We start from the raw sequence: 20,385 nt of genomic DNA, 5'->3' as shown, positions 1-20,385 counted from the left end.
CCCGGCTCGCCGTCTGGGTCGCGGAACCCTGGGTCGCCGCCGTCCGGGTCGTCGTGTCCGGGCACGCCGAACGTTCCCCGTTCGCCCCCGGGGCCGCGGAACCCGGGACGCCCGGCCTCCGGCCCGCCGCGGCGGGGGAGGCCGAAGGGGCCGGGGTCGCCGTCGGGGCCCTGGTAGCCGGGGCCGCCTTCCGGACCGCCGTGTCCACCAAAGCCACCCGGCTCGCCGCGACGTCCGGCACCTTCCGGACCGGAATGCCCGCCATGGCCACCCGGCTCGCCGGGGCGTCCGGCGCCTTCGGGGGCGGGCATGCCGTAAGCGTCAGGCTCGACGTCGGGCCCACCGAAATCCTGGCCTTCCGGCCGGCCGGGGCCGGCCATGCCAAAGGCCGCGTCCGGGCGGCCGTTCGCGCCGGCGCGGCGACCGGGGCGATCGGCGTCGTGGCCGAAACCCGGCTCCGCGAAGGCGGTCGCGGCCGGGTCGGCGTCCGCGCGGTGGCCGAAGACAGTCGGGTCGGCGTCGGGGCGGTGGCCGAAGACGGTTGGATCCGCGTCGGGGCGGTGGCTGAACACAGTCGGGTCCGCGTCCGGGCGGTGGCCGAACACGGTCGGGTCCGCGTCGGGGCCGGGGCGTGGCGGTGGGGCCACCACGGTCGGCATCGGCGGCGGCACCTGGGCGCCCCGCTGTCCTTGCCAGCGCTCGGCGTCCAGCAGCAGCTTGCCCAGCAGGAACGCCGACGCGTCCGCCACGTCCTCGAACATCGCCGGCGCGACGAAGCCGTTGTCGAACCAGCCGACCCGCCAGCCGTCGTCCGTCTGGTCCATCGTCCACGCCTGGCCGGCGGGCGGGCCGATGTGGAACGCCGACGCGGGAATGTTCAGGTCCGCCAGCCGCGTCCGCAACGCGTCGACCGTCACGCCGGGCGGGCCCTGCGACGGCAGCGCCGCCGGCGGCATGCCCGAGGCGTCGGGCGGCCGGACCAGCTGCGTCGCCGCGGCCGGGACCGGCAGCGCCCGGGTCGGCGCGGGCCGCGGCGGAGGACCACCCGGACCACCGGGCCCGGCACCATGGCCAGGACCGCCGGGACCACCAACACCAGGACCGGGCCCGGGACCACCGGGGCCAGGCCCAGGCCCACCCAGGAACGCCGCCGCAGCCGACCGCACCGCCTCATCCAGCGACGGCACCTGAAAACCCTGCCGCACGATGTGGTCGACGAGCTCCGGCTCCGGCGGGATGTCGTGATCCCGCAGGTAGTAGTTGACCGCGGCGGGCCAGATCCACGTCCCGTCCGTGTGGAACGCCACCGGCACCGACGGCCGGCCATCCGGGTCGAGCCGGTCGACGTCATAACCCCGCGGGGGCCCGGTGAGCGGCGCCCCGTCGAGGTAGTCGAGCAGGTCGTGCACGTCCACCGAGAGCGGCGGCCGTGACACCGAGGGCCGGCCGTCCGGTCCGGGCCCGTCGAAGATCCGGGCCACCCGGAACCGCGGCGGCGGCGCGGAGGCCAGCCGACGGCGCAGCCACGACGGCACGTTGTCGTCGGTCCGCGGGAACAGCCGCATGTCATCGGGGTACGCCTGCGGAGGTGGCGCCAGGTCCCAGGTCGGCTCCTCCCGGTCGTACTCCAGGTTGTACGACGACGGGTGGTCGAGCCGGTAGCGCGCGTTGAACCACGTCCCGCGTCCCTCGCGGTACATGCCCCCGCGCAACCGCGCGAAAAGTCCCTGCAGATCGGCAGGCATCGTCCACGGCTCGGTGCCGCCGTCCGTGTAGACGACCTGGCCCGTCGACTCCGAGTAGCGGCCCACCGCGCGATAGTCGACGGTCAGCTGCTCCCAGTCGTCTGGCGCGACCCGCAGCATCGCCAGTCCGATCTGCTTGACCAGGGCGTCCTGCTCAGTCGGGGTTAGCTGGGTCGGTTGTGCCACGCTCACATCTTCCCTTGTCGATCCGGCACCGGCTTGGCAAGCCTCGGCAAGCTCTCTACCTGCCCAGTGGCGTACCCCGCAAGACCGTGGGCGAGGATGTCGACACGTGATCTCCTCACCACATCTTCCGCCCGCACGTGTACGGGTGGCGGGCGCCGCCCTCGCCGCGGTGGGCGGGGTGGCGCTCGCCGTTCAGGGCCGGGTCAACGGTCAGCTCGGGCATCTCATGAACGACGGCGTGTTCGCCGCACTCATCTCGTTCGGCATCGGCACCGTCCTGCTGGTCGCGGCCGTTTCCGTCACGCCATCGGCCCGTGCCGGGCTGATCCGGCTCCGATCCAGCGTACGCGGCGGCCGGCTGCGCCCCTGGCAGTGCCTCGGCGGCGCCTGCGGGGCCTTCCTCGTCACGTCCCAGGGGTTCACGGTCTCGATCTTGGGGGTCGCCGTCTTCACCGTCGCGGTCGTGGCCGGGCAGGTCGTCGCGAGCCTCGCTGTCGACAGGGCGGGTCTCGGCCCCGGCGCGGCCGAGCCGATCACGCCGCCCAGGGCGCTCGGCGCGCTCCTCGCCGTCGTCGCCGTGATCATCGCGGTGTCCGACCACGCCGCCATCGGAGAGGCGGGCGGACTGTGGTGGGCCCTGCTCCCGGCCATCGCCGGTCTCGGCCTCGCCTGGCAGACCGCGGTCAACGGCCTGGTCCGGGTCGAGTCCGACAACGTCGTCGTGCCCACGCTCGTCAACTTCTCCGTCGGCACCGGCGCGCTGATCCTCGCCGCGCTCGTCGACCTGGCCATCAGGGGACTGCCGCACGCGCCGCCCGGCGTGTGGTGGTACTACGTCGGCGGCCCGCTCGGCATCGTCGCCATCCTCACCGCGGTCAGCGCGGTCAAGCTCACCGGCGTCCTCCTGCTCGGCCTCAGCTCGGTCGCCGGCCAGCTCATCGGGGCCGTGCTGCTCGACCTGGTCGTCCCCACCGCGGGCGGCGGCCTGTCCACCACCGGCCTCATCGGCACGGCCATCACGATGGTGGCGGTCGGCGTGGCCGCGATCCGGCGGTGAGAGGATGGCGGGCGTGACCGCGACGATCCTGGACGGCAAGGCCACCCGCGACGCCATCTTCGACGACCTCCGCAAGCGCGTCACCGCGCTCGCCGACCGGGGCGTCGTGCCCGGCCTCGGCACGGTCCTCGTCGGCGACGATCCCGGCTCGCACGCCTACGTGCGCGGCAAGCACAACGCCTGCGCCAAGGTCGGCCTCAACTCCATCCGCCGCGACCTCCCCGCGGACACCACGCAGGCCCAGCTCAACGAGGTCATCGACGAGCTCAACGCCGACCCCGCGTGCACCGGCTACCTCATCCAGCTGCCGCTGCCCGGCCAGCTCGACGCCGGCGCCGCGCTCGAGCGGGTCGACCCGGCCAAGGACTCCGACGGCCTGCACCCCATGAACCTCGGCAGGCTCGTTCTCGGCGAGACCGGCCCGCTGCCGTGCACGCCGCTCGGCATCATCGAGCTGCTCAAGCGCTACGACGTCACCATCGCCGGCGCGAACGTCACCGTCGTCGGCCGCGGCGTCACGGTCGGCCGGCCGCTCGGCCTGCTGCTCACCCGCCGCAGCGAGAACGCCACGGTCACCTTGTGCCACACCGGCACCAAGGACCTGGCGGCCGAGGTCCGCCGCGCCGACATCGTCGTGGCCGCCGCCGGCAACCCCGCGCTGATCACCGCCGACATGGTCAAGCCCGGCGCGGCCGTGCTGGACGTCGGCATCACCAGGACCGACCAGGGCCTCGTCGGCGACGTGCACCCGGACGTGCGCGAGGTCGCGTCGTACCTGGCGCCGATGCCCGGCGGAGTGGGCCCGATGACCATCGCGATGCTCCTGGCGAACACGGTGAACGCGGCCGAGCGGGGGCTCGACCAGTGACCACGCCGCAACGTCGCCGGCACCCGGTCCTCTCGCACCTCCCGTTCGGGATGGTGCTCGCGGTGGTCGCGCTGGGCCTGCTCCGGATCGTGCTCTACCACTGGCGGCAGGGGACGGTGCTGATCGGCGCCGCGCTCATCCTGGCGGCGGCGCTGCGCGCGTTGCTGCGCGAGGACCAGGCCGGGTTGATCGCGATCCGCGGCCGCGGTGTGGACGTGCTGACCTACACGGCGTTCGGCTTCTGCATGATGGCCGTGGCGCTCACGATCGAGGGCGGCCCGCTCAACAACTGAGCTGGCACATCACCTGTGACGGTGCGCTCCCACCGAGGCCCCGTGCGTACCTGGTTGCTAGCCTCCGAGCACCGGTTCTCACGTCTCTTTCGGGAGGGTCTTCCCCGTGGCAAGCAAGGCTGCCGTCAAGGTCACCGTCACCGGTGCCGCCGGCCAGATCGGCTACGCACTGCTGTTCCGCATCGCATCCGGCCAGCTCCTCGGGCCCGACACGCCCGTGCGCCTGTCGCTGCTGGAGATCCCACCGGCGCTCAAGGCCGCCGAGGGCACCGCCATGGAGCTCGACGACTGCGCCTTCCCGCTGCTCGCCGGCGTCGACATCACCGACGACCCGAAGCACGCCTTCGACGGCGTCGACGTGGCGCTGCTCGTCGGCGCCCGCCCGCGCACCAAGGGGATGGAGCGCGGTGACCTGCTCGAGGCCAACGGCGGCATCTTCAAGCCGCAGGGCGAGGCGATCAACGCCGGTGCCGCCTCGGACGTGCGCGTGCTGGTGGTCGGCAACCCGGCCAACACGAACGCGCTGATCGCCCGCTCGCACGCGCCGGACGTCCCCGCCGAGCGGTTCACCGCGATGACGCGGCTCGACCACAACCGCGCGCTGTCGCAGCTAGCCGCGAAGCTGGGTGTGTCGGTCACCGACATCTCGAAGATGACGATCTGGGGCAACCACTCCGCCACGCAGTACCCGGACCTGTTCCACGCGGAGGTCGGCGGCCGGACCGCGGCCGCCGCGGTGAACGACGACGCCTGGCTGCGCGACACATTCATCCCCACCGTGGCCAAGCGCGGCGCGGCGATCATCGAGGCGCGAGGCGCGTCGTCGGCCGCGTCGGCCGCCAACGCCGCCGTCGACCACGTGCATGACTGGGTCAACGGCACCGACTGGACGTCGATGGCCGTGGTGTCGGACGGCTCGTACGGCGTGCCGGAGGGCCTGATCTCGTCGTTCCCCGTGCGCTGCGCCAATGGTGAGTGGGAGATCATCCAGGGCCTGGAGATCGACGACTTCTCCCGCTCGAAGATCGACGCGTCGGTCGCCGAGCTCGTGGAGGAGCGCGACGCCGTTCAGGGCCTCGGGCTTATCTGAATCGCCTGGTCAGGCGTTACCGGTGTGGCCCCGCTAACACCGGATCGCGTGAACCTGCGTTCACTTCGCATCACGAGCGAACCCCCTGGTCATCTCACCTTCGACCGACCCGCGCCCAAACGGCGGATCGAAGGAGGAGGGCCAGACATGACCAACGAAGGCATCCACGCAGAGCTCGTGTCGCTCTACGACGGCACCACGCCGGTTCGTTCGCGCTGGTCCTACCGCGCCGACCAGCCGTTCACGGTCACCGCAGCGTTCCAGACGCAGCGCGACCGCTGGGTCGAGTGGGCGTTCTCGCGCGACCTGCTGGTCGAGGGCCTGACGGGCCCCGCCGGCGTCGGTGACGTCCGCCTGCACCCGGAGGCCGAGAACGGCCTGACGATGCTGGTCGTGGAGATCGAGTCCCCCGAGGGCTACGCGGAGCTGGAACTCGACCACGAAGGCGTCGCGTCGTTCCTCTCGGCGACCGAGCAGGTCGTCCCCCTGGGCGAGGAGAGCGCCCACTTCGACGTCGACGCCCTGATCGACGAGCTGACCCGAGTCTGACCGGGCGCGGTCAACGAACGGCGCTTTCCGGCCCTGGACCCCGGAAAGCGCCGTTCCGCCGTATCGGCCCTCTGCCCATCCGGCCGCGAACCCTGGCGGCGACCTCGGGCACTGGCCGCCGTCCGACGACTACCTCGCGCGCCGGCCTCTGGCGACATGCCCAAGCGGCAGTCTCAGGCGGCGGTCCCGGGCCGGACACCACCGCGGCCTCCGGCCCCCCGAAATCTCCCTACGGCTGGCCACCGACAGTTTCCGCCGCTAACGGCTGGCCAGGCCAGCAGTTATCCACAACTCGCCCACTTGTCCACAAGTCGATCTTGCGCCTCTCTTCTGTCGGTACCCACCGATAGACTGGCGCTGAGGGGTGCCCCCGGAGTGGGTGGGGGCTTTACGTTTCTGGCGTTCTGCACGCGCGCGCAGTACGCGCGCACGCGCGTTCGCGCATCGCTCGTTGGGGTGGATGGGCTCGCGTGGCTAGGCGTGTTCGACCACGCAGTCGGGGCCGGGGAAGATCAGGCTCTCGTGGCCGTCCGGGAATCGCACCAGGTAGGGCGGTCCGCCGTCGTCACCTCGGACCTCGACGATCTCTGCCAACTGGTCGGGGTTGCCAACGTTGCGACCGTGGACGTGTAGGCGGTCACCGATTGTCGCTCGCATGAGAACACCTCCCGCCCACACAGGGTAGCTAGGCTGACCGGAATGAGCGAAGAGCCCGTTGTTCTCGACCGGGTCGAGGGGGTCTGCGGCGAGCTCGTCCTACGCCAAGTGGGTGACGACTTCGAGATCATCGCCAACGGCGTGTTCATCATGGACACGCGCAACGGCCGGTCCGAGCGCCTCATGGTCGCCGCCGTCGCCGACCGGATGCCGCCCGGGCGGCTGCTCGTCGGCGGGCTCGGTGTCGGCTTCTCGCTCCGGGCCGCGCTCGACCACCCTCGGGTGAGCGAGGTCGTCGTGGTCGAGCGGGAGGACGCCGTGATCGCGTGGAACCGCGGCCCGCTGAAGTCGCGGCACGGCGACGCCCTCGCCGACCCGCGCGCCCGGTGCGTCGCGGTCGACCTGCTGACCTGGCTGCCGGCCTCCGGCGAGCGGTTCGCGGGCATCTGCCTGGACATCGACAACGGTCCTGATTGGACGGTCACGGAGGGGAACGCCGCGCTCTACGTCGACGCGGGCCTCGACATGCTGGCCGGCGCGCTCGAGCCCGGTGGTGTGCTGGCCGTGTGGAGCGCGGGTGTGAGCTCGGCGTTCGCGGCGCGTCTGGCCGCCCGGTTCGGCCCGGTCGAGACGCTTTCGGTGCCCGTTCCGCGCGGCGAGCCGGATTTGGTTTTCGTCACCCGCGTTCCGTTAATAGCATCGAAATCGCCGACACGGTAACTAAAAGCCGGAGTGTCGCGACTGATCTGCATATCGGATCTGGAGGTGCCGCCGATGCTTCGACGCCGCCCGCATCCGCACGTGCGCACCGTGCTGTTACACCCTGCGCTCGCTTGGCTTGCCCTGGCCGCGCTCTACCTCGCCGGCGCGGTGCTGAACTTCATGCTCGCGCTGAGCACCGCCCGGATGTGGCCACTGGTGCTGGCGGTCTCGCTGATGGTGATCACCGGACTGTGCGTGACGGCGGCAGCCCGAAGCCTGCGCCGCTGACGGCTTGGCCTTCGGCCCCCCGGAATCCAGCGTACTGGGCATCACCGACAGTTCCGCGCGACTCGATCCGCACGGAACCCGGTTATCCACAACGAATCCAGTTGTCCACAGCCCGACCACAAACGCCGTTTTCGTCGGTACCAACCGATAGACTGGCGTTGAGGGGTGCCCCCGGAGTGGGTGGGGGCCTGCGTTTCTGGCGTTCTGCACGCGCGCGCGTACGTGGGGTTTCGGTTTCGTGCATCGCTCAGACGGGTGGTTGGGTCAGTCGTGGCACAGCAGGTAGGGCTGGCCGTCCTTGCCGATGCACGGCGTGTAGCCGTCGTCGGCCAGTTCGGCGCGGGCGGTGCCGCTGTGCAGGTAGTCGATGAACGACGCCAGCAGCGTGCCGGCCGCGGGCTCGCCGTTCGTGTACAGGTACTCGATCGTCCAAAAAGGATAGCCCGCGGAGATGCTGCTGACGTCCGGGTACTGCGTGCCCAGCCGCAGCACGGTCAGCGGGCGCTTGGCCACCTTCGCCTCGTTCGCCGACGGGAGGTCGACGTAGCCGAGGGCGCCCGGCGTCGAGCTCACCTCGTCGAGCACCTCGGCCTCCGTGCCGCGCTCGCACAGGATCGTCGGCGACGTCGGGCTGCGGTTGGCGGTCTCGCACGAGTCCGACGTGAGCGCCCCCTCGGGCAGGCCGCCGAGCATCGTCTGCTCGAACGTCTTGCGCGAGCCGGACTCCCCGCCGCGGCCCACGATCCGGATCGGCAGCGACGGGCCGGGCCGCAGCTCGTTCCAGTTGCGGTAGCGCCCCGCGTAGATGGCGCGGATCTGGTTGTCCGTCAACCGGTCCAGCCCCACCGAGTTGTTGACCACCATCGTGTAGACGATCACCGCGATCGGTTGCGGGACGAGCTCCGCGGTGGCCTCACCGACCTTGCCGTCGGACAGCGCCGCCTTCGTGTGCCGCTGCGCCGGCTCGACCCCGGCCACCTCGCGGACGCCGTTGATGCTGCCGGTCGGCGTCACGGTGATCGCGGCATCGCCGCAGGAGCGCGTGTACTCCTTGGCGATGCTGCTCATGCTCGGCGCGAACGCGCTGGAGCCGACCACGGCCAGCTCGCCGGACGCGCACTCGACGGCCGGGCCCGCCACCGTTCTCGCGTTGATGAACACGTTCGCCGCCACCAGCACGCCGGCCACGAGCACCCCGAGCGCCGCGGTGACCAGCGGCCAGGTGGCCCGCCGGACCGTCCGCTCGTCCTTGATCCGCTTCTTGCCGGCCGGGCCGGTGACACCCTTCGTCAGCTCGCCGCTCGGGTTGCCCGGCGGCTCGTGCAGGACGACGACGAGCTTGAACTTCTCCTTGGCCTGTAAGGAAAGCGTGGCCTTGAGGAGGATGCCGGTCGGCGCCGGCGGCGGTGGTTCCGGCTCGGGGTCCGGCACCGGCGCTGGCTCGGTCGGCGAGCTGCGGATGGCCTTGAGGATGCGCTGGGGGAGCGTGCCGCGGACGTTGGGCAGGGTCGTCGGGACGGTCGGCTTCGGCTGGCCGCCGTTCGTGGTCTGCGGTCCGCCGGCCGGGGTGAACTCGAGGCTCGCGACCAGGGCCTCGCGGTGCGTGGGCTCGCTCGGGTCGGAGATGCGGGCGTTCCAGATCTCGCGGGCGCCGAAGGTGAACTCGACCGGGCCGTCGAGGTCGGCGAGGGAGACGTCACCGCCGGAGTTGCGGATTCGGATGACGACGATCGTGAGCTGGTCGACGAGGCGGGCGATGTCGATCAGCTCCTCGTGGGCGTGCTCGTCGGCGTCGTTGACGTCGTGGAGGTCGAAGCTGAGGCCGATCTTGGAGTCGTGCTGGACGCGGTAGAGGACACGCTTGCGGTTGGCGACGTAGCGCTGGACGACCGGGGAGAGGATCGCGACGACCGCCGCGATGCCGAGAATGACGGTGCCCTCGCCCGAGAGCAGGATTTCCAGCAGGGTCTGCGCCAGCTGACCAATGCCCACAGTGACGTGCCTCCGCTAGGTGATCTTGTAAGTCTAGGAGCGCGGCTCGGGCACGCGGCGCGGATTTCACGTTCGTTCATCTCGGGTTCAGCTGCTTGTCGCCGACGGGCACGGGCTAGACCGAACGGGTGACCTTTTTGCAATTTGCACATCATTGACCAGGGCGGGTGGAGCGGTGCGACCTGCGCATGTGCAGATGCACGGGCGATTTCACCCGTCCGGATGATCAACACCGCGTTTACTCTGCTGTCGGTGCGTCGCTACTCTGGGTCGGTCCGTGGAGTTCGTGGGTTGTGAGGTTTGCGATGTCGGAGACCGCGTCCAATTACGACGCGCCGAGTTCGGTGCCCGTCGGTGTCGACCCGACGAGGGCGAGCATCGCCCGGGTGTACGACGCGGCGTTGGGAGGCAAGGACAACTACGACATCGACCGCGAGGTTCTGGCGCAGGTGCGTCAGGTCGCCCCGGAGGTGAACGACCTCGCGTGGTCGAACCGGAACTTCCTCACCCGGGCCGTTCGGTTCCTCGCCGACCAGGGCGGGATTCGCCAGTTCCTCGACTGCGGCTCGGGTTTGCCGACCGCCGAGAACACGCACCAGATCGCGCAGCGGATCGATCCGGAGGCGCGGGTCGTGTATGTCGACAACGACCCGGTCGTGATCGCGCACGGCCAGGCCTTGCTGACCGACAACGACTTCACGCATTTCGTGTCGGCGGACATCTTCCAGCCGGCAGAGGTGCTGAACAGCGAGTTGGTGCAGAAGCACCTCGACTTCTCGAAGCCGATCGGGCTGCTGCACGTGGGGACGCTGCACCATTACACGGCGGACAACGGTGCCGAGCTGATGAAGGAATACATCGACGCGCTGCCGTCGGGCAGTTTCGTGGCGGTCTCGCATTTCTTCGACCCGGAGACTCCCGAGCACTCGGCACTCGCTCGCAAGATGGAGAACGTGTTCGTCCACAGCCCGATGGGTTCGGGCATGTTCCGGACGCGTGAGCAGATCCTGGCTTTCCTGCCTGGGCTGGAGATCATCTCGCCAGGGCCCGGCAAGCCGGGTGGCCTGGAGCTGTCGGACATGTGGTGGCCGGACGGGCCGAAGCTGCGGCCGCTGAGCCAGGTCGAGCAGTGCAGCGCCGCCGTGGTCGGCCGCAAGCCCTGACCCCCGCTTCGGTCAAGGCCCCGCCGTACCGGGCGTGGCCTTGTCCTTTGTGGACGCCAGCACGTAACCCAGCGGGGGCCTCTCCGTGCCGTCACTCTCGCGCACGACCGTGGCCCACAGATCGAAGCCGGCGTCGCGCAACAACTGGACGACCTCGTCCGGCCGCTGCCGGTACCAGTCAAGGGCGACCGGCTTCCCGAAGGCCTCGTCGCGGTGACCCTGCTCGTCGCCGATCTGGAAGACGAGCATCAGGTACCCACCCGGCGCGAGCACCCGGTGAAACTCGGCAAAGACCTCGGGTCGCCGCTCCCACGGGGTGTGGATGATCGAGAAGTAGGCGAGCAGCCCGCCGAGGGAAGCGGCCGGCAGGTCCAGGGCGAACATCGACCCCACCTCGAACCGCAGCTTCGGATGCGTACGCCGGGCAAGCGCGACCATCCCGGGCGACAGGTCGATGCCGAACGCGTCCAGCCCCAGGCGGTCCAACAGGATCGTCACCCGACCGGGCCCGCAGCCGACATCGGCGACAGGGCCGTTACCGCCGGCGCGCACCAGCTCCGCGAAGACGGCCAGCAGCGCCCGGTCGAGGGGCGCGTCGTCCAGGTGTGAGCTGACCATGTCGGCGTACTCGACGGCCACGGCGTCGTAGGCGTCCCGGGTGGCGGCGAGAAACGGTGCGTCGGCCATGGCGATGGAGAGTAATGGCCAGGTCCGACAGCCGCGGCCCGTGATCACGGGCTCAGCTGGGCGGCGCGGTGCATCAGGTAGTGGCGTTCCGGGACGCTCGTCGTTCGGTTGGCTGCCAGGCGGTACTGCGCCACCGCGGCCTCATGGTCGCCGGCCATCTCCAGCAGGTGGGCGCGGACGGCGTGCAGGCGGTGGTGGTTCGCCAGGCGGTCGGTCAGCGTCTCCAGCAGGGCCAGGCCGCGGGCCGGGCCGTGGACCATCGCGGTCGCGATCGCCTGGTTCAGGGTCACCATCGGGTTGTCGGTCAGGCTCTCCAGCACGCCGTACAGGGCCAGGATCTGCGGCCAGTCCGTCTCGGACGCGTCGGCGGCCTCGTCGTGCACGGCGTTGATCGCGGCCTGCACCTGGTACGGCCCGACCGGACCCTTCGGCAGCGTCTCGGTGATCAGCGCGACGCCCTCCGCGATCAGCGCCGGGTCCCACCGCGACCGGTCCTGCTCGGCCAGCGGGACCAGCGTTCCGTCGGCGCGGGTGCGGGCGGGGCGGCGCGCGTCGGTGAGCAGCATCAGCGCCAGCAGGCCGGCCACCTCGCTGTCGTCGGGCAGCAGGCGGCGCACGGCCCGCGCCAGGCGGATGGCCTCGGCGGACAGCTCGACCCGGTGCAGCGCGGCACCGGCGGACGCGGTGTGGCCCTCGTTGAAGATCAGGTACAGGACGTGCAGCACCGTGCGCAGCCGGGCCGGATGCTCGGCGTCGGTCGGGAGCTGGAACGGGAGGCCGGAGGACTTGATCTTCTGCTTCGCTCGGCTGATGCGCTGCGCCATCGTGGCTTCCGGGATCAGGAACGCGGTCGCGATCTCGGCGGTGGTCAGGCCGCCGACCGCCCGCAGGGTGAGCGCGATCGCGGCCGCCGGTTTGAGCGCGGGGTGGCAGCACATGAAAAGCACGACGAGCGTGTCGTCGGTGTCCGGCACGACCGCGTCGGACGGCGGCTGCGTGGCGACCAGGTCCTCGCGCCGCCGCCTGGCCTGCTCGTTGCGCAGCTGGTCGGTCATCCGCCGGGACGCGACCTGGATGAGCCAGCCGCGCGGATAGTCCGGCACGCCGTCGCGCGGCCACTGGCCGGCCGCGGCGATCAACGCCTCCTGCACGGCGTCCTCGGCCGCGGCGAAGTCGTCGTAGCGGCGCATCAGCGCGCCGAGGACCTGCGGCGCGAGCGCACGCAGCAGGTCCTCGGCGCGGGTGTCGGCAGCGGTCACACGTCTCCGTCAGGGCCGGACATCACCTGGCGCACCTCGATCGGATGGTTCAGCTTCACCCCATGGGGTCCGGGCGAGGCGGACGCCTCGGCGGCGATCTCGAGCGCCCGGTCCGGGCTGTCGACGTCGACGATCCAGTAGCCGGCGAGGAACTCCTTCGACTCCGGGAACGGGCCGTCGGTGACCGCGGGCGCGGCGCCGTCCCGCGCGGTGACGATCTTGGCGTGGTCCGGCATGGCCAGGCCCTGGCCGTCGACCAGCTCGCCGGACGTGACGAGGCTCTGACTGAACTCCCGCATGAACTCGATGTGCGCCTTGACGTCCACCGGGTCCCACTGGGTGATGGGCGGGTGGCCGATGTCGGTGGTCATCATCAGCAGCATGTACTTCACGGCGTTCTCCTCACGTGGTGGCGCCCCTCGTGGCGCCTTCGTGGGGACGTCGAAGCACGCTACGCGTCCTCTACAGTTTCGCGCAGTTTTTCGCGGCTTCCACGATGACCTCGCATGCCGCAGCCAGGGGGCCTCGTCGGTGGCCTGCGGCGAGGTGGTGACCCGCTCCGCGCCGGCTGCGCGGCGGCGAGCGTGGTGATCGCCTCGAGGGTGGGCATGCCGGTGCCGGTCCGCACATCGGGGACCCAGATCGACTCGAACCCGAGCTGCTCGAGCTCGCGCGAGGCGCGGGACGTTGGGCACACGGGCCGACCGGGACGCGGCATGGTGGGCAGGCTGATCCCGATCTTGGTCGGCACCTTGCCCAGGTGTGATACCTCGACCATTGTCGAAGTCAAGCGCCGGGAGAACTTCAGTCGCTTGTGGACCACCGAGAGGGCAACGCTCGCGCGCGTGCGCCCACACGACGGCAGCCCCCGCCCACTCCGGGGGCACCCCGTGATCCAGTCTACCGGTGGGGGGCGGTGGAGGGGGGTTGCAAGATCGACTTGTGGATAGGTGGGTGGGTTGTGGACAACTCGGCTCTCGCGGGGCTTTGGCGGGGAATCCGTTGGCGTCGCTCGTTATCTTCGGGGTATGAGTCTTTCCGCGATCCTTGATGCGCGTCTCGGGGCTGCCTTGGGGGCGGTCGTCGGTGAGTCGGTGGATCCTGCGGTGCGTCGATCCCAGCGGGCGCACTTCCAGGCCGATGGCGCGTTGAGCGCCGCGCGCCGGGTCGGGCGGGCGCCGCGGGACGTGGCGGCCGCCGTGCTCGCGCACGACGACCTCGCGGATCTCTGTGTGACGGCGGAGGTCGCGGGGCCCGGGTTCATCAACCTGACGATCCGCGACGACGTTCTGTCCACAATGGCCGGTGCGATGTCGGGCGACGGCAGGCTCGGGGTTGCCGCCACGGACAGCCCGGAGACCGTCGTCGTCGACTACTCCGGGCCCAACGCCGCCAAGGAGATGCACGTCGGCCATCTGCGGTCCACCATCATCGGCGACTCGATCGTCCGGGTGCTCGACTGGCTGGGGCACCGGGTCATCCGGCAGAACCACGTCGGCGACTGGGGCACGCCCTTCGGCATGCTCATCGAGCACCTCGTCGACACCGACGACACCGGCCGATCGATGGGCGACCTCAGCGAGTTCTACCGCGAGGCCCGGCGCAAGTTCGACGGCGACGACGACTTCCGCGACCGCTCGCGGCGCCGGGTCGTGGCGCTGCAGTCCGGCGACGAGCGCACCCGGCAGCTGTGGCGGGCCCTCGTCGACCGGTCCGTCGCCTACTTCGACGACGTCTACACCCGCCTCGGCGTCCGGCTCACCGACGCCGACATCCTCGGCGAGAGCGGCTACCACGACCAGCTGGAGCCGGTCGCCGGCGAGCTCGAACGGCTCGGGCTGCTCCGGGAGAGCGACGGCGCTCAATGCGTCTTTCCCAGCGGGTTCACCAACCGGGACGGCGAGCCGCTGCCGTTGATCGTCCGGAAGGGCGACGGCGGATACGGCTACGACACCACCGACCTCGCCGCTATCCGGTACCGGATCCACGATCTCAAGGCCACGCGGCTGCTGTACGTCGTCGGATCGCCGCAGCGGGAACACTTTCAGATGGTCTTCCGCACCGCCCGGGAGGCGGGGTGGCTCACCGACGGTGTCCGGGTGGAGCACGTCGGGTTCGGCTCGATGCTCGGCGCGGACGGGAAGATGCTGCGCACCAGGGCGGGCCGGACCGTCAGGCTCACCGAGCTGCTCGACGAGGCGGTCGAGCGCGCGGCGGCCACCCAGCGGGTGAGCGACCACTCGGTGGCCAGGGCCGTCGGCATCGGGGCGGTCAAGTACGCCGACCTGTCCACCGACCGGCTGCGGGACTACACCTTCGACTACGACCGGATGCTCGCGTTCGAGGGCAACTCCGGCCCGTACCTGCAATACGCGCACGCCCGCATCCAGTCGATCTTCCGGCGCGCCGGCCCGGACGCCGAGCCCGGCCCGATCCGGGTCACCGAGCAGGCCGAGCGGGAGCTCGTCCTCACCCTGCTCGCGTGGCCGGACGTCGTCGTCGAGCTCGGCGACACGCTCGAGCCCCACCGCTTATGCACCTACCTGTACGGCCTGGCCACGGCGTTCACCGGCTTCTTCGAGCGGTGCCCGGTGCTGCGGGCCGAGCCCGAGGTGCGCGCGAGCCGGCTCGCGCTGTGCGCGCTCACGGCTCGGGTGCTGGTCCTCGGGCTCGACCTACTGGGCATCGAGGCCCCGCCACGCATGTGACGGGTCAGCCGCCCTGGATCACGGACAGGATGTTGCCCGCCGGATCGCGGAACCACGCGATCAGCGGGCCCGTCTCCCGGGCGATGCCCTTGGCGTCGACGAAGTCGTACTTCTCGAACTCGACGCCGCGGGCGGCGAGCTCGTCCACCGCCGACTCGATGTCGTCGACCGGGAAGTTGAGGATCGTGAACGCCGCGGGCGTGTGGTCCGGCTTCGGGTAGATCAGCGTGTCCCGGTCGCCGGCGATGTGCAGCGTCAGCATGCCGTGGTCCTCCGACACCCGCAGGCCCAGCGTCTCGCCGTAGAACCGCCTGGCCGCCGGGATGTCGTCCACGGAGAAGCCGCTGAACGCCCTGGTCTGCTCGAACATGGTGGTCTCCTTGTCTCGGTTCCTTCGTACCTGACGTAGAAGCCGAGCCGCCCAATTCGACATCCCGGTGAGAGGATCTGCCAGTGAAGTACCTGATCCTGATCTACAGCAACCCCGAGTCGCGGGCCATCTGGGACACGTTCTCCCCGGAGGACCGCGCCGCGGGGCTCGGCGCGTACGAGGCGCTGGACAAGGAGCTGGTCGAGTCCGGCGAGCTGGTCGCGTCCGAGCCGCTCGACGACCCGGCCACGTCGAAGCGGGTGCGGGTCACCGAGGGTCGGACGCTCACCACCGACGGCCCGTTCGCCGAGGTCAAGGAGTACCTCGTCGGCTTCTACCTGGTCGAGTGCGCGAGCGAGGAGCGTGCGGTGGAGATCGCGGCGAAGGTGCCGGAGGCGCAGCTCGGGCTCATCGAGGTCCGGCCGGCCATCGACCTCGCGGCGCTGGCCTGAGCCATGGAGACGTTGCTGCGGGAGCTCGCGCCGCAGGTGCTCACCGCGCTGGTGCGCCACCACGGCGGCTTCGACACGTGCGAGGACGCCGTGCAGGAGGCGCTGCTCGCGGCCGCCATGCAGTGGCCGGTCGAGGGGCTGCCGGACAACCCGAAGGCCTGGCTGATCACGGTCGCGTCCCGGCGGCGGACCGAGCTGTGGCGCAGCGACACGGCCCGGCGGCGCCGGGAGGAGACGGTCTTCGCGCGGTCGGTGCCCGACGTCCCGGAGGTCTCCGCCGTCGACGACTCGCTGACGTTGCTGTTCCTGTGCTGCCACCCCGCGCTCACCGAGGCGTCGCAGGTCGCGCTCACCCTGCGGGCGGTCGGCGGGCTCACCACCGCGGAGATCGCGCGCGCGTTCCTGGTGCCGGAGTCGACGATCGCGCAGCGGATCAGCCGAGCCAAGGCGCGGATCAAGGCCGCGGGCTTCGCCATGCCGCCGCCGGCCGAGCTGCCCGAGCGGCTGCGGGCAGTGCAGCACGTGCTGTACCTGATCTTCAACGAGGGCTACACCGCGTCGGCCGGCTCGTCGCTGCACCGGGTCGAGCTGTCCGCGGAGGCCATCCGGCTCACCCGCCAGCTACGGGCCCAGCTGCCCGACGACGGCGAGGTCGCCGGCCTGCTGGCGCTGATGCTGCTCACCGACGCGCGCCGGCCGGCCCGCGTGTCCGCCGACGGCACGCCGGTCCCGCTCGACGAGCAGGACAGGGCGTCGTGGAACGCGGCGCTCATCGCCGAGGGCGTCGAGCTGATCACCGGCACGCTCGCCAGCGCGCCCATCGGCCCGTACCAGCTGCAGGCCGCGATCTCGGCGGTGCACGACGAGGCGGCACACGCGGGTGACACCGACTGGGCGCAGATCCTCACGCTGTACGAGCTGCTGCGCACCGTGTCGCCGGGCCCGATGGTGACGCTGAACCGGATCGTCGCGGTCGCCATGGTCCGCGGTCCCACCGAGGGCCTGGCCGAGCTGGACGTCGCGGTGGCCGACCCGGCGCTGGCGGACCACTACCGGGTCGACGCGGTCCGCGCGCATCTGCTCGCGCTGGCCGGGGACCGTGCCGCGGCACGCAAGCACTACGAGCTGGCCGCGCGGCGCACGCTGAGCCAGCCCGAGCGGCACTACCTGATCTCGAAGGCGGCGGCCATGGGCTGACCGGCGCCGAGGCCGGCTACCTCGTGGGTGCCAGCCGGGCCGCGGACATCACGTGGTGCATCAAGGTCACCAGGACCTGCTTCGTCGAGTCGCGCTCGCGGGCGTCGCAGAGCAGCACCGGGACGTGCGGGTCCAGGTCGAGGGCACCGCGGACCTCCTCCGTCCCGTACCGGTAGGCGTCGTCGAAGCAGTTGACGCCCACCACGAACGGGAGGCCGCGGCGCTCGAAGAAGTCGACGGCCGGAAAGCAGGAGTCCAGCCGGCGGGTGTCGGCGAGCACGACGGCGCCCAGCGCGCCGACGGCCAGCTCGTCCCACATGAACCAGAAGCGGTCCTGACCGGGGGTGCCGAACAGGTAGAGGATCAGCTCGGGGTTGATGGTGATCCGGCCGAAGTCCAGGGCCACCGTGGTCGTCGTCTTGGTCTCCACGCCGGCCAGGTCGTCCACCCCGGTCGACGCCTCGGTGATCAGCTCCTCGGTGCGCAGCGGTGGCACCTCGCTGACCGAGCCGACCAGCGTGGTCTTGCCGACGCCGAAGCCACCGGCGACGACGATCTTCACCGCCCTGCTGGTGAACCGTCGGTCAGAGCTTTCTGATGCCATCGAGAACCGCCTGGAGAACGTGTTGGTCCGGAGTTTCGTGCGCGGGCGTCGCGGAGCGGAAGATCATCAAACCTCGGGTGATCAGGTCGCTCAGCACGACCTTCACCACCTGCAGCGGCAGATTTACCAGCGCGGCCACCTCCACCACCGAGATCGGCTGCTGGCAGACGTGGAGGATCTGCGCGTACTCGGACTGGAGGTCGACCACCTCGGCGGGCGCGCGCATCGCCACCACCAGCGTGATCAGGTCCAGCCCGAGCGTGTTCGACCTGGTGCGCCCGCCGGTCACGGCATACGGCCGGACCAGCGGGTCGTCGAACCAGGCCTCCGTGCCGGCACTCATGGCACCGGACGTTCCATGACCTCGCGCGGCTTGGCGGTCAGCACCGCGCCGACCCGCTTGACCATCAGGTTCATCTCGTAGGCGATCATCCCGACGTCGGCGGACTCCTCGGCCAGCAGCGCGAGGCACGCGCCGTGCCCGGCGGCCGTGACGAACAGGAACGCGTGGTCCATCTCCACCAGCGTCTGGCGCACCTGCCCGCCGCCGAAGTGCCGGCCGGTGCCGCGCGCGAGGCTCTGGAACGCCGACGCCACCGCCGACAGGTGCTCGCCGTCGGCCTCGGAGAGGTTGCTGGACCTGCCGATGAGCAACCCGTCCGCGGACAGCACCACGGCCCGGTCCACCCCGGCGACGCGCTTGACCAGATCGTTGAGCAACCAGTCGAGCTCACTCACTGCGGTGTTGGCCATTGCGCACGCTCCCCACACTCTTCTCGCCGCTGGAACTGGTCTCGCCGGTCGCCGGCTCCTCCCGGCCCCGACGCGTACCCCGCTGGAACGCCGAGAGCCGACTGCGCGCCTCGTCCGGCGAGTCCTCGCGGGAGTCCTCCTCCGGCCACGCCGTGGCCGGCTCCTCGCGCAGCTGCGGCGCCAGGTTCTGCTGGCGACGCCGCTGCGGCAACGGCGGCCTGCCCGGGGCGAGCTGACCGACAGGCTCCGGTGGGCGTACCGGCTGGGGGGCCGGCACCGGGAAGTGCTGCTCGGTCGGCGCCTCGTGCTTGGCGTGGGCACCGCCGTTGGTGCCGGTGCCGTTGGTGCCGTTGGTAGGGGAGTCGCCGTTGGCATGCGAACCGTTGCTCCCGTTCGCGTGATCGGCCGGCTCCTCGACCGGGCGCTGCGGGCGGAACAGGTCCTCGCCCGGGCGCGGGGCCACCATCGGCAGCGGCGGCAGGTCGGTGATCGGGATCGGGAGCTGGACCGTCGGCACCGGGGTCTGCGGAACGGGCGAGAACCGGGGCGCCGAAGGGGAGTCGGCGGCCGGCTCCGGGCGGTCGCCGGGCACCTCGCCGAGCAGGTCGGCGCGGACCAGCACGATCGCCCGGGTGCCGCCGTAGGCCGACTCGCGCAGCGACACCGAGATGCCGTGCCGCGCGGCCAGCCGGGCGACCACGAACAGGCCCAGCCGCGGCTCGGTGGACAGCGCCATGATGCCGAAGTCGGGCGGGTTGGCGAGCAGCGTGTTGAGCTCGTCGATGCGCTCGCTCTCGATGCCCAGGCCCTGGTCCTCGATCTCGAGCACCACGCCGCGGCCGACGACGTTGCCGCGCACCTCGACCCGGGACTCGGGCGGGGAGAACGACGTCGCGTTGTCGATCAGCTCGGCGAGCAGGTGCACGAGGTCGCCGACCACCGGGCCGTTGACCGCGTGCTGCGGGAGCTTGGCGATCTTGACCCGGGCGAAGTGCTCGGTCTCGGCGGCCGCGCCGCGGGCGAGCTCGGTGAGGCTCACCGGGTTGCGCCAGCGCCGGCCCGGCTGGCCGCCGCCGAGGATGATCAGGTTCTCGGCGTTGCGGCGGGCGCGGGTGGACAGGTGGTCGAGCTGGAAGAGCATCTCCAGCTGCTCCGGGTCCTCCTGCCGGCGCTCGGCCTCGTCGAGCACCTTGAGCTGGCGGTGCACGATGACCTGGCTGCGGTGGGCGATGTTGAGGAACACCGCCTTGGTGCCCTCCCTGGTCTTCGCCTCGTCGATGGCGGCCGCGATGGCGGTCTGCTGCGCCTTGTTGAACGCGTCGGCCACCTGGCCGATCTCGTCGGTGCCGTGGTCGAGGAAGTGCCCACCCTCTTCGAGGTCGACGGGCTCACCCGCCCGGACCCTGGCGACCAGCTCGGGCAGCCGGACCTCGGCCGCGTCGAGGGTGTCCTCCCGCAGCCGGTGCAGCCGGCCGATGAGCCGGCTCGACAGCCGGACGGCGACGAAGACGACGAAGACCGCGAACAGGACCGCGATCACGCCGGCGATCAGCGACTCGGTGAACGTCGAGTCGGCGTCGTCGATCGCGGCCTGGCTCGCCTTCGCGCTCTGCGCGACGAAGATGCCCATCAGCGCGTCACCGACCTGGCGGGCGGCGGTCCGCCACTGGTCCTGCGCCACGGGCAGCTTCGACAGGTCACCGCGCAGGAAAGCGGTTTCGACCTGGGTCACCGTCTGCCACGGCTGGCTCGCCAGCAGCTGGTC

Annotated in this window: 21 protein-coding genes and 1 pseudogene; 11 read left to right on the top strand and 11 right to left on the bottom strand. The window is 71.2% G+C overall.

The annotated features are described in order from the left end of the window. Positions 1–1,931 (bottom strand): annotated as a pseudogene (locus VGD70_RS29985) (hypothetical protein); the annotation flags it as partial. A gap of 145 nt (positions 1,932–2,076) precedes the next feature. Between VGD70_RS29985 and VGD70_RS29980 the strand changes: the two are divergent. From VGD70_RS29980 to VGD70_RS29960, 5 genes are all read left to right on the top strand, one after another. After that, positions 2,077–2,988, top strand: coding sequence for a DMT family transporter (locus tag VGD70_RS29980; RefSeq protein WP_331087256.1), 912 nt, complete (start codon positions 2,077–2,079; stop codon positions 2,986–2,988). A 13-nt stretch (positions 2,989–3,001) separates the two neighbouring features. Further along, entirely contained in the window at positions 3,002–3,856 is an 855-nt protein-coding gene (locus tag VGD70_RS29975) for a bifunctional methylenetetrahydrofolate dehydrogenase/methenyltetrahydrofolate cyclohydrolase (protein WP_331087254.1), read from the top strand. Between the two features lie 50 nt (positions 3,857–3,906). Next, positions 3,907–4,149, top strand: coding sequence for a DUF3017 domain-containing protein (locus VGD70_RS29970; protein ID WP_331087262.1), 243 nt, complete (start codon positions 3,907–3,909; stop codon positions 4,147–4,149). Positions 4,150–4,255: 106 nt separating this feature from the next. Beyond that, positions 4,256–5,239: a malate dehydrogenase gene (locus VGD70_RS29965; RefSeq protein ID WP_331087251.1), complete on the top strand. Its 984-nt coding sequence runs from the start codon at positions 4,256–4,258 to the stop codon at positions 5,237–5,239. Between the two features lie 147 nt (positions 5,240–5,386). Next, on the top strand, positions 5,387–5,788 hold the full coding sequence (locus VGD70_RS29960) for an SsgA family sporulation/cell division regulator (RefSeq protein WP_331087250.1): 402 nt from the start codon (positions 5,387–5,389) through the stop codon (positions 5,786–5,788). Between the two features lie 474 nt (positions 5,789–6,262). Here the strand turns inward: VGD70_RS29960 and VGD70_RS29955 are convergent, their stop codons facing one another. Continuing rightward, positions 6,263–6,445, bottom strand: a complete 183-nt coding sequence (locus tag VGD70_RS29955) for a DUF1918 domain-containing protein (RefSeq protein ID WP_331087248.1) — start codon at positions 6,443–6,445, stop codon at positions 6,263–6,265. Positions 6,446–6,487: 42 nt separating this feature from the next. On the opposite strand from VGD70_RS29955, the gene VGD70_RS29950 reads away from it, so the two are divergent. Further along, positions 6,488–7,165: a spermidine synthase gene (locus tag VGD70_RS29950; protein WP_331087246.1), complete on the top strand. Its 678-nt coding sequence runs from the start codon at positions 6,488–6,490 to the stop codon at positions 7,163–7,165. 81 nt (positions 7,166–7,246) lie between these two features. Further along, positions 7,247–7,435, top strand: a complete 189-nt coding sequence (locus VGD70_RS29945) for a hypothetical protein (RefSeq protein WP_331087244.1) — start codon at positions 7,247–7,249, stop codon at positions 7,433–7,435. Between the two features lie 264 nt (positions 7,436–7,699). Here the strand turns inward: VGD70_RS29945 and VGD70_RS29940 are convergent, their stop codons facing one another. Then, positions 7,700–9,427: a PstS family phosphate ABC transporter substrate-binding protein gene (locus VGD70_RS29940; protein WP_331087242.1), complete on the bottom strand. Its 1,728-nt coding sequence runs from the start codon at positions 9,425–9,427 to the stop codon at positions 7,700–7,702. A gap of 305 nt (positions 9,428–9,732) precedes the next feature. Here VGD70_RS29940 and VGD70_RS29935 point away from each other — a divergent pair, with 305 nt between their 5' ends. Beyond that, positions 9,733–10,590: an SAM-dependent methyltransferase gene (locus VGD70_RS29935; RefSeq protein WP_331087260.1), complete on the top strand. Its 858-nt coding sequence runs from the start codon at positions 9,733–9,735 to the stop codon at positions 10,588–10,590. A gap of 12 nt (positions 10,591–10,602) precedes the next feature. On the opposite strand, the gene VGD70_RS29930 is transcribed toward VGD70_RS29935, so the two are convergent. Genes VGD70_RS29930 through VGD70_RS29920 form a run of 3 tightly spaced genes read right to left on the bottom strand, consistent with a single transcriptional unit; the run spans position 10,603 to position 12,919 of the window. Then, entirely contained in the window at positions 10,603–11,277 is a 675-nt protein-coding gene (locus VGD70_RS29930) for a class I SAM-dependent DNA methyltransferase (RefSeq protein ID WP_331087240.1), read from the bottom strand. 44 nt (positions 11,278–11,321) lie between these two features. Further along, a complete protein-coding gene (locus VGD70_RS29925; protein ID WP_331087238.1) occupies positions 11,322–12,536 on the bottom strand; it encodes an RNA polymerase sigma factor in 1,215 nt (404 codons plus the stop codon). Continuing rightward, positions 12,533–12,919: a YciI family protein gene (locus tag VGD70_RS29920; RefSeq protein WP_331087258.1), complete on the bottom strand. Its 387-nt coding sequence runs from the start codon at positions 12,917–12,919 to the stop codon at positions 12,533–12,535. The genes VGD70_RS29925 and VGD70_RS29920 overlap by 4 nt, the downstream gene beginning before the upstream one ends. Before the next feature lie 645 nt (positions 12,920–13,564). Between VGD70_RS29920 and argS the strand changes: the two genes are divergently transcribed. Then, complete coding sequence (gene argS, locus VGD70_RS29915) at positions 13,565–15,244, top strand: arginine--tRNA ligase (protein ID WP_331087236.1); 1,680 nt, start codon at positions 13,565–13,567, stop codon at positions 15,242–15,244. 4 nt (positions 15,245–15,248) lie between these two features. Here the strand turns inward: argS and VGD70_RS29910 are convergent, their stop codons facing one another. Next, on the bottom strand, positions 15,249–15,614 hold the full coding sequence (locus VGD70_RS29910) for a VOC family protein (protein WP_331087234.1): 366 nt from the start codon (positions 15,612–15,614) through the stop codon (positions 15,249–15,251). Between the two features lie 83 nt (positions 15,615–15,697). Here VGD70_RS29910 and VGD70_RS29905 point away from each other — a divergent pair, with 83 nt between their 5' ends. After that, the gene (locus VGD70_RS29905) at positions 15,698–16,066 is read left to right on the top strand and encodes a YciI family protein (protein ID WP_331087232.1); all 369 of its coding nucleotides are present in this window, start codon (positions 15,698–15,700) and stop codon (positions 16,064–16,066) included. Positions 16,067–16,069: 3 nt separating this feature from the next. After that, positions 16,070–17,263 (top strand): RNA polymerase sigma factor, encoded by a 1,194-nt coding sequence (locus VGD70_RS29900; protein WP_331087230.1) that lies wholly within the window; start codon positions 16,070–16,072, stop codon positions 17,261–17,263. A gap of 16 nt (positions 17,264–17,279) precedes the next feature. Here the strand turns inward: VGD70_RS29900 and VGD70_RS29895 are convergent, their stop codons facing one another. The 4 genes from VGD70_RS29895 to VGD70_RS29880 form a co-directional block, all read right to left on the bottom strand. Beyond that, on the bottom strand, positions 17,280–17,867 hold the full coding sequence (locus VGD70_RS29895) for a GTP-binding protein (RefSeq protein WP_331087228.1): 588 nt from the start codon (positions 17,865–17,867) through the stop codon (positions 17,280–17,282). Beyond that, the gene (locus VGD70_RS29890) at positions 17,848–18,210 is read right to left on the bottom strand and encodes a DUF742 domain-containing protein (protein ID WP_331087226.1); all 363 of its coding nucleotides are present in this window, start codon (positions 18,208–18,210) and stop codon (positions 17,848–17,850) included. The genes VGD70_RS29895 and VGD70_RS29890 overlap by 20 nt, the downstream gene beginning before the upstream one ends. Further along, the gene (locus VGD70_RS29885) at positions 18,207–18,620 is read right to left on the bottom strand and encodes a roadblock/LC7 domain-containing protein (RefSeq protein ID WP_331087224.1); all 414 of its coding nucleotides are present in this window, start codon (positions 18,618–18,620) and stop codon (positions 18,207–18,209) included. Before VGD70_RS29885 ends, VGD70_RS29890 begins: the two co-directional genes overlap by 4 nt. Beyond that, positions 18,598–20,385 (bottom strand): sensor histidine kinase (locus tag VGD70_RS29880; RefSeq protein ID WP_331087222.1); only part of this gene is annotated, 1,788 nt, incomplete at its 5' end. The genes VGD70_RS29885 and VGD70_RS29880, both read right to left, overlap by 23 nt.

The sequence above is a fragment of the Actinophytocola sp. genome, assembly GCF_036402745.1.
In the GTDB taxonomy this organism is placed as follows: domain Bacteria; phylum Actinomycetota; class Actinomycetes; order Mycobacteriales; family Pseudonocardiaceae; genus Actinophytocola.
This window is presented reverse-complemented; position numbering and strand designations above follow the sequence as displayed.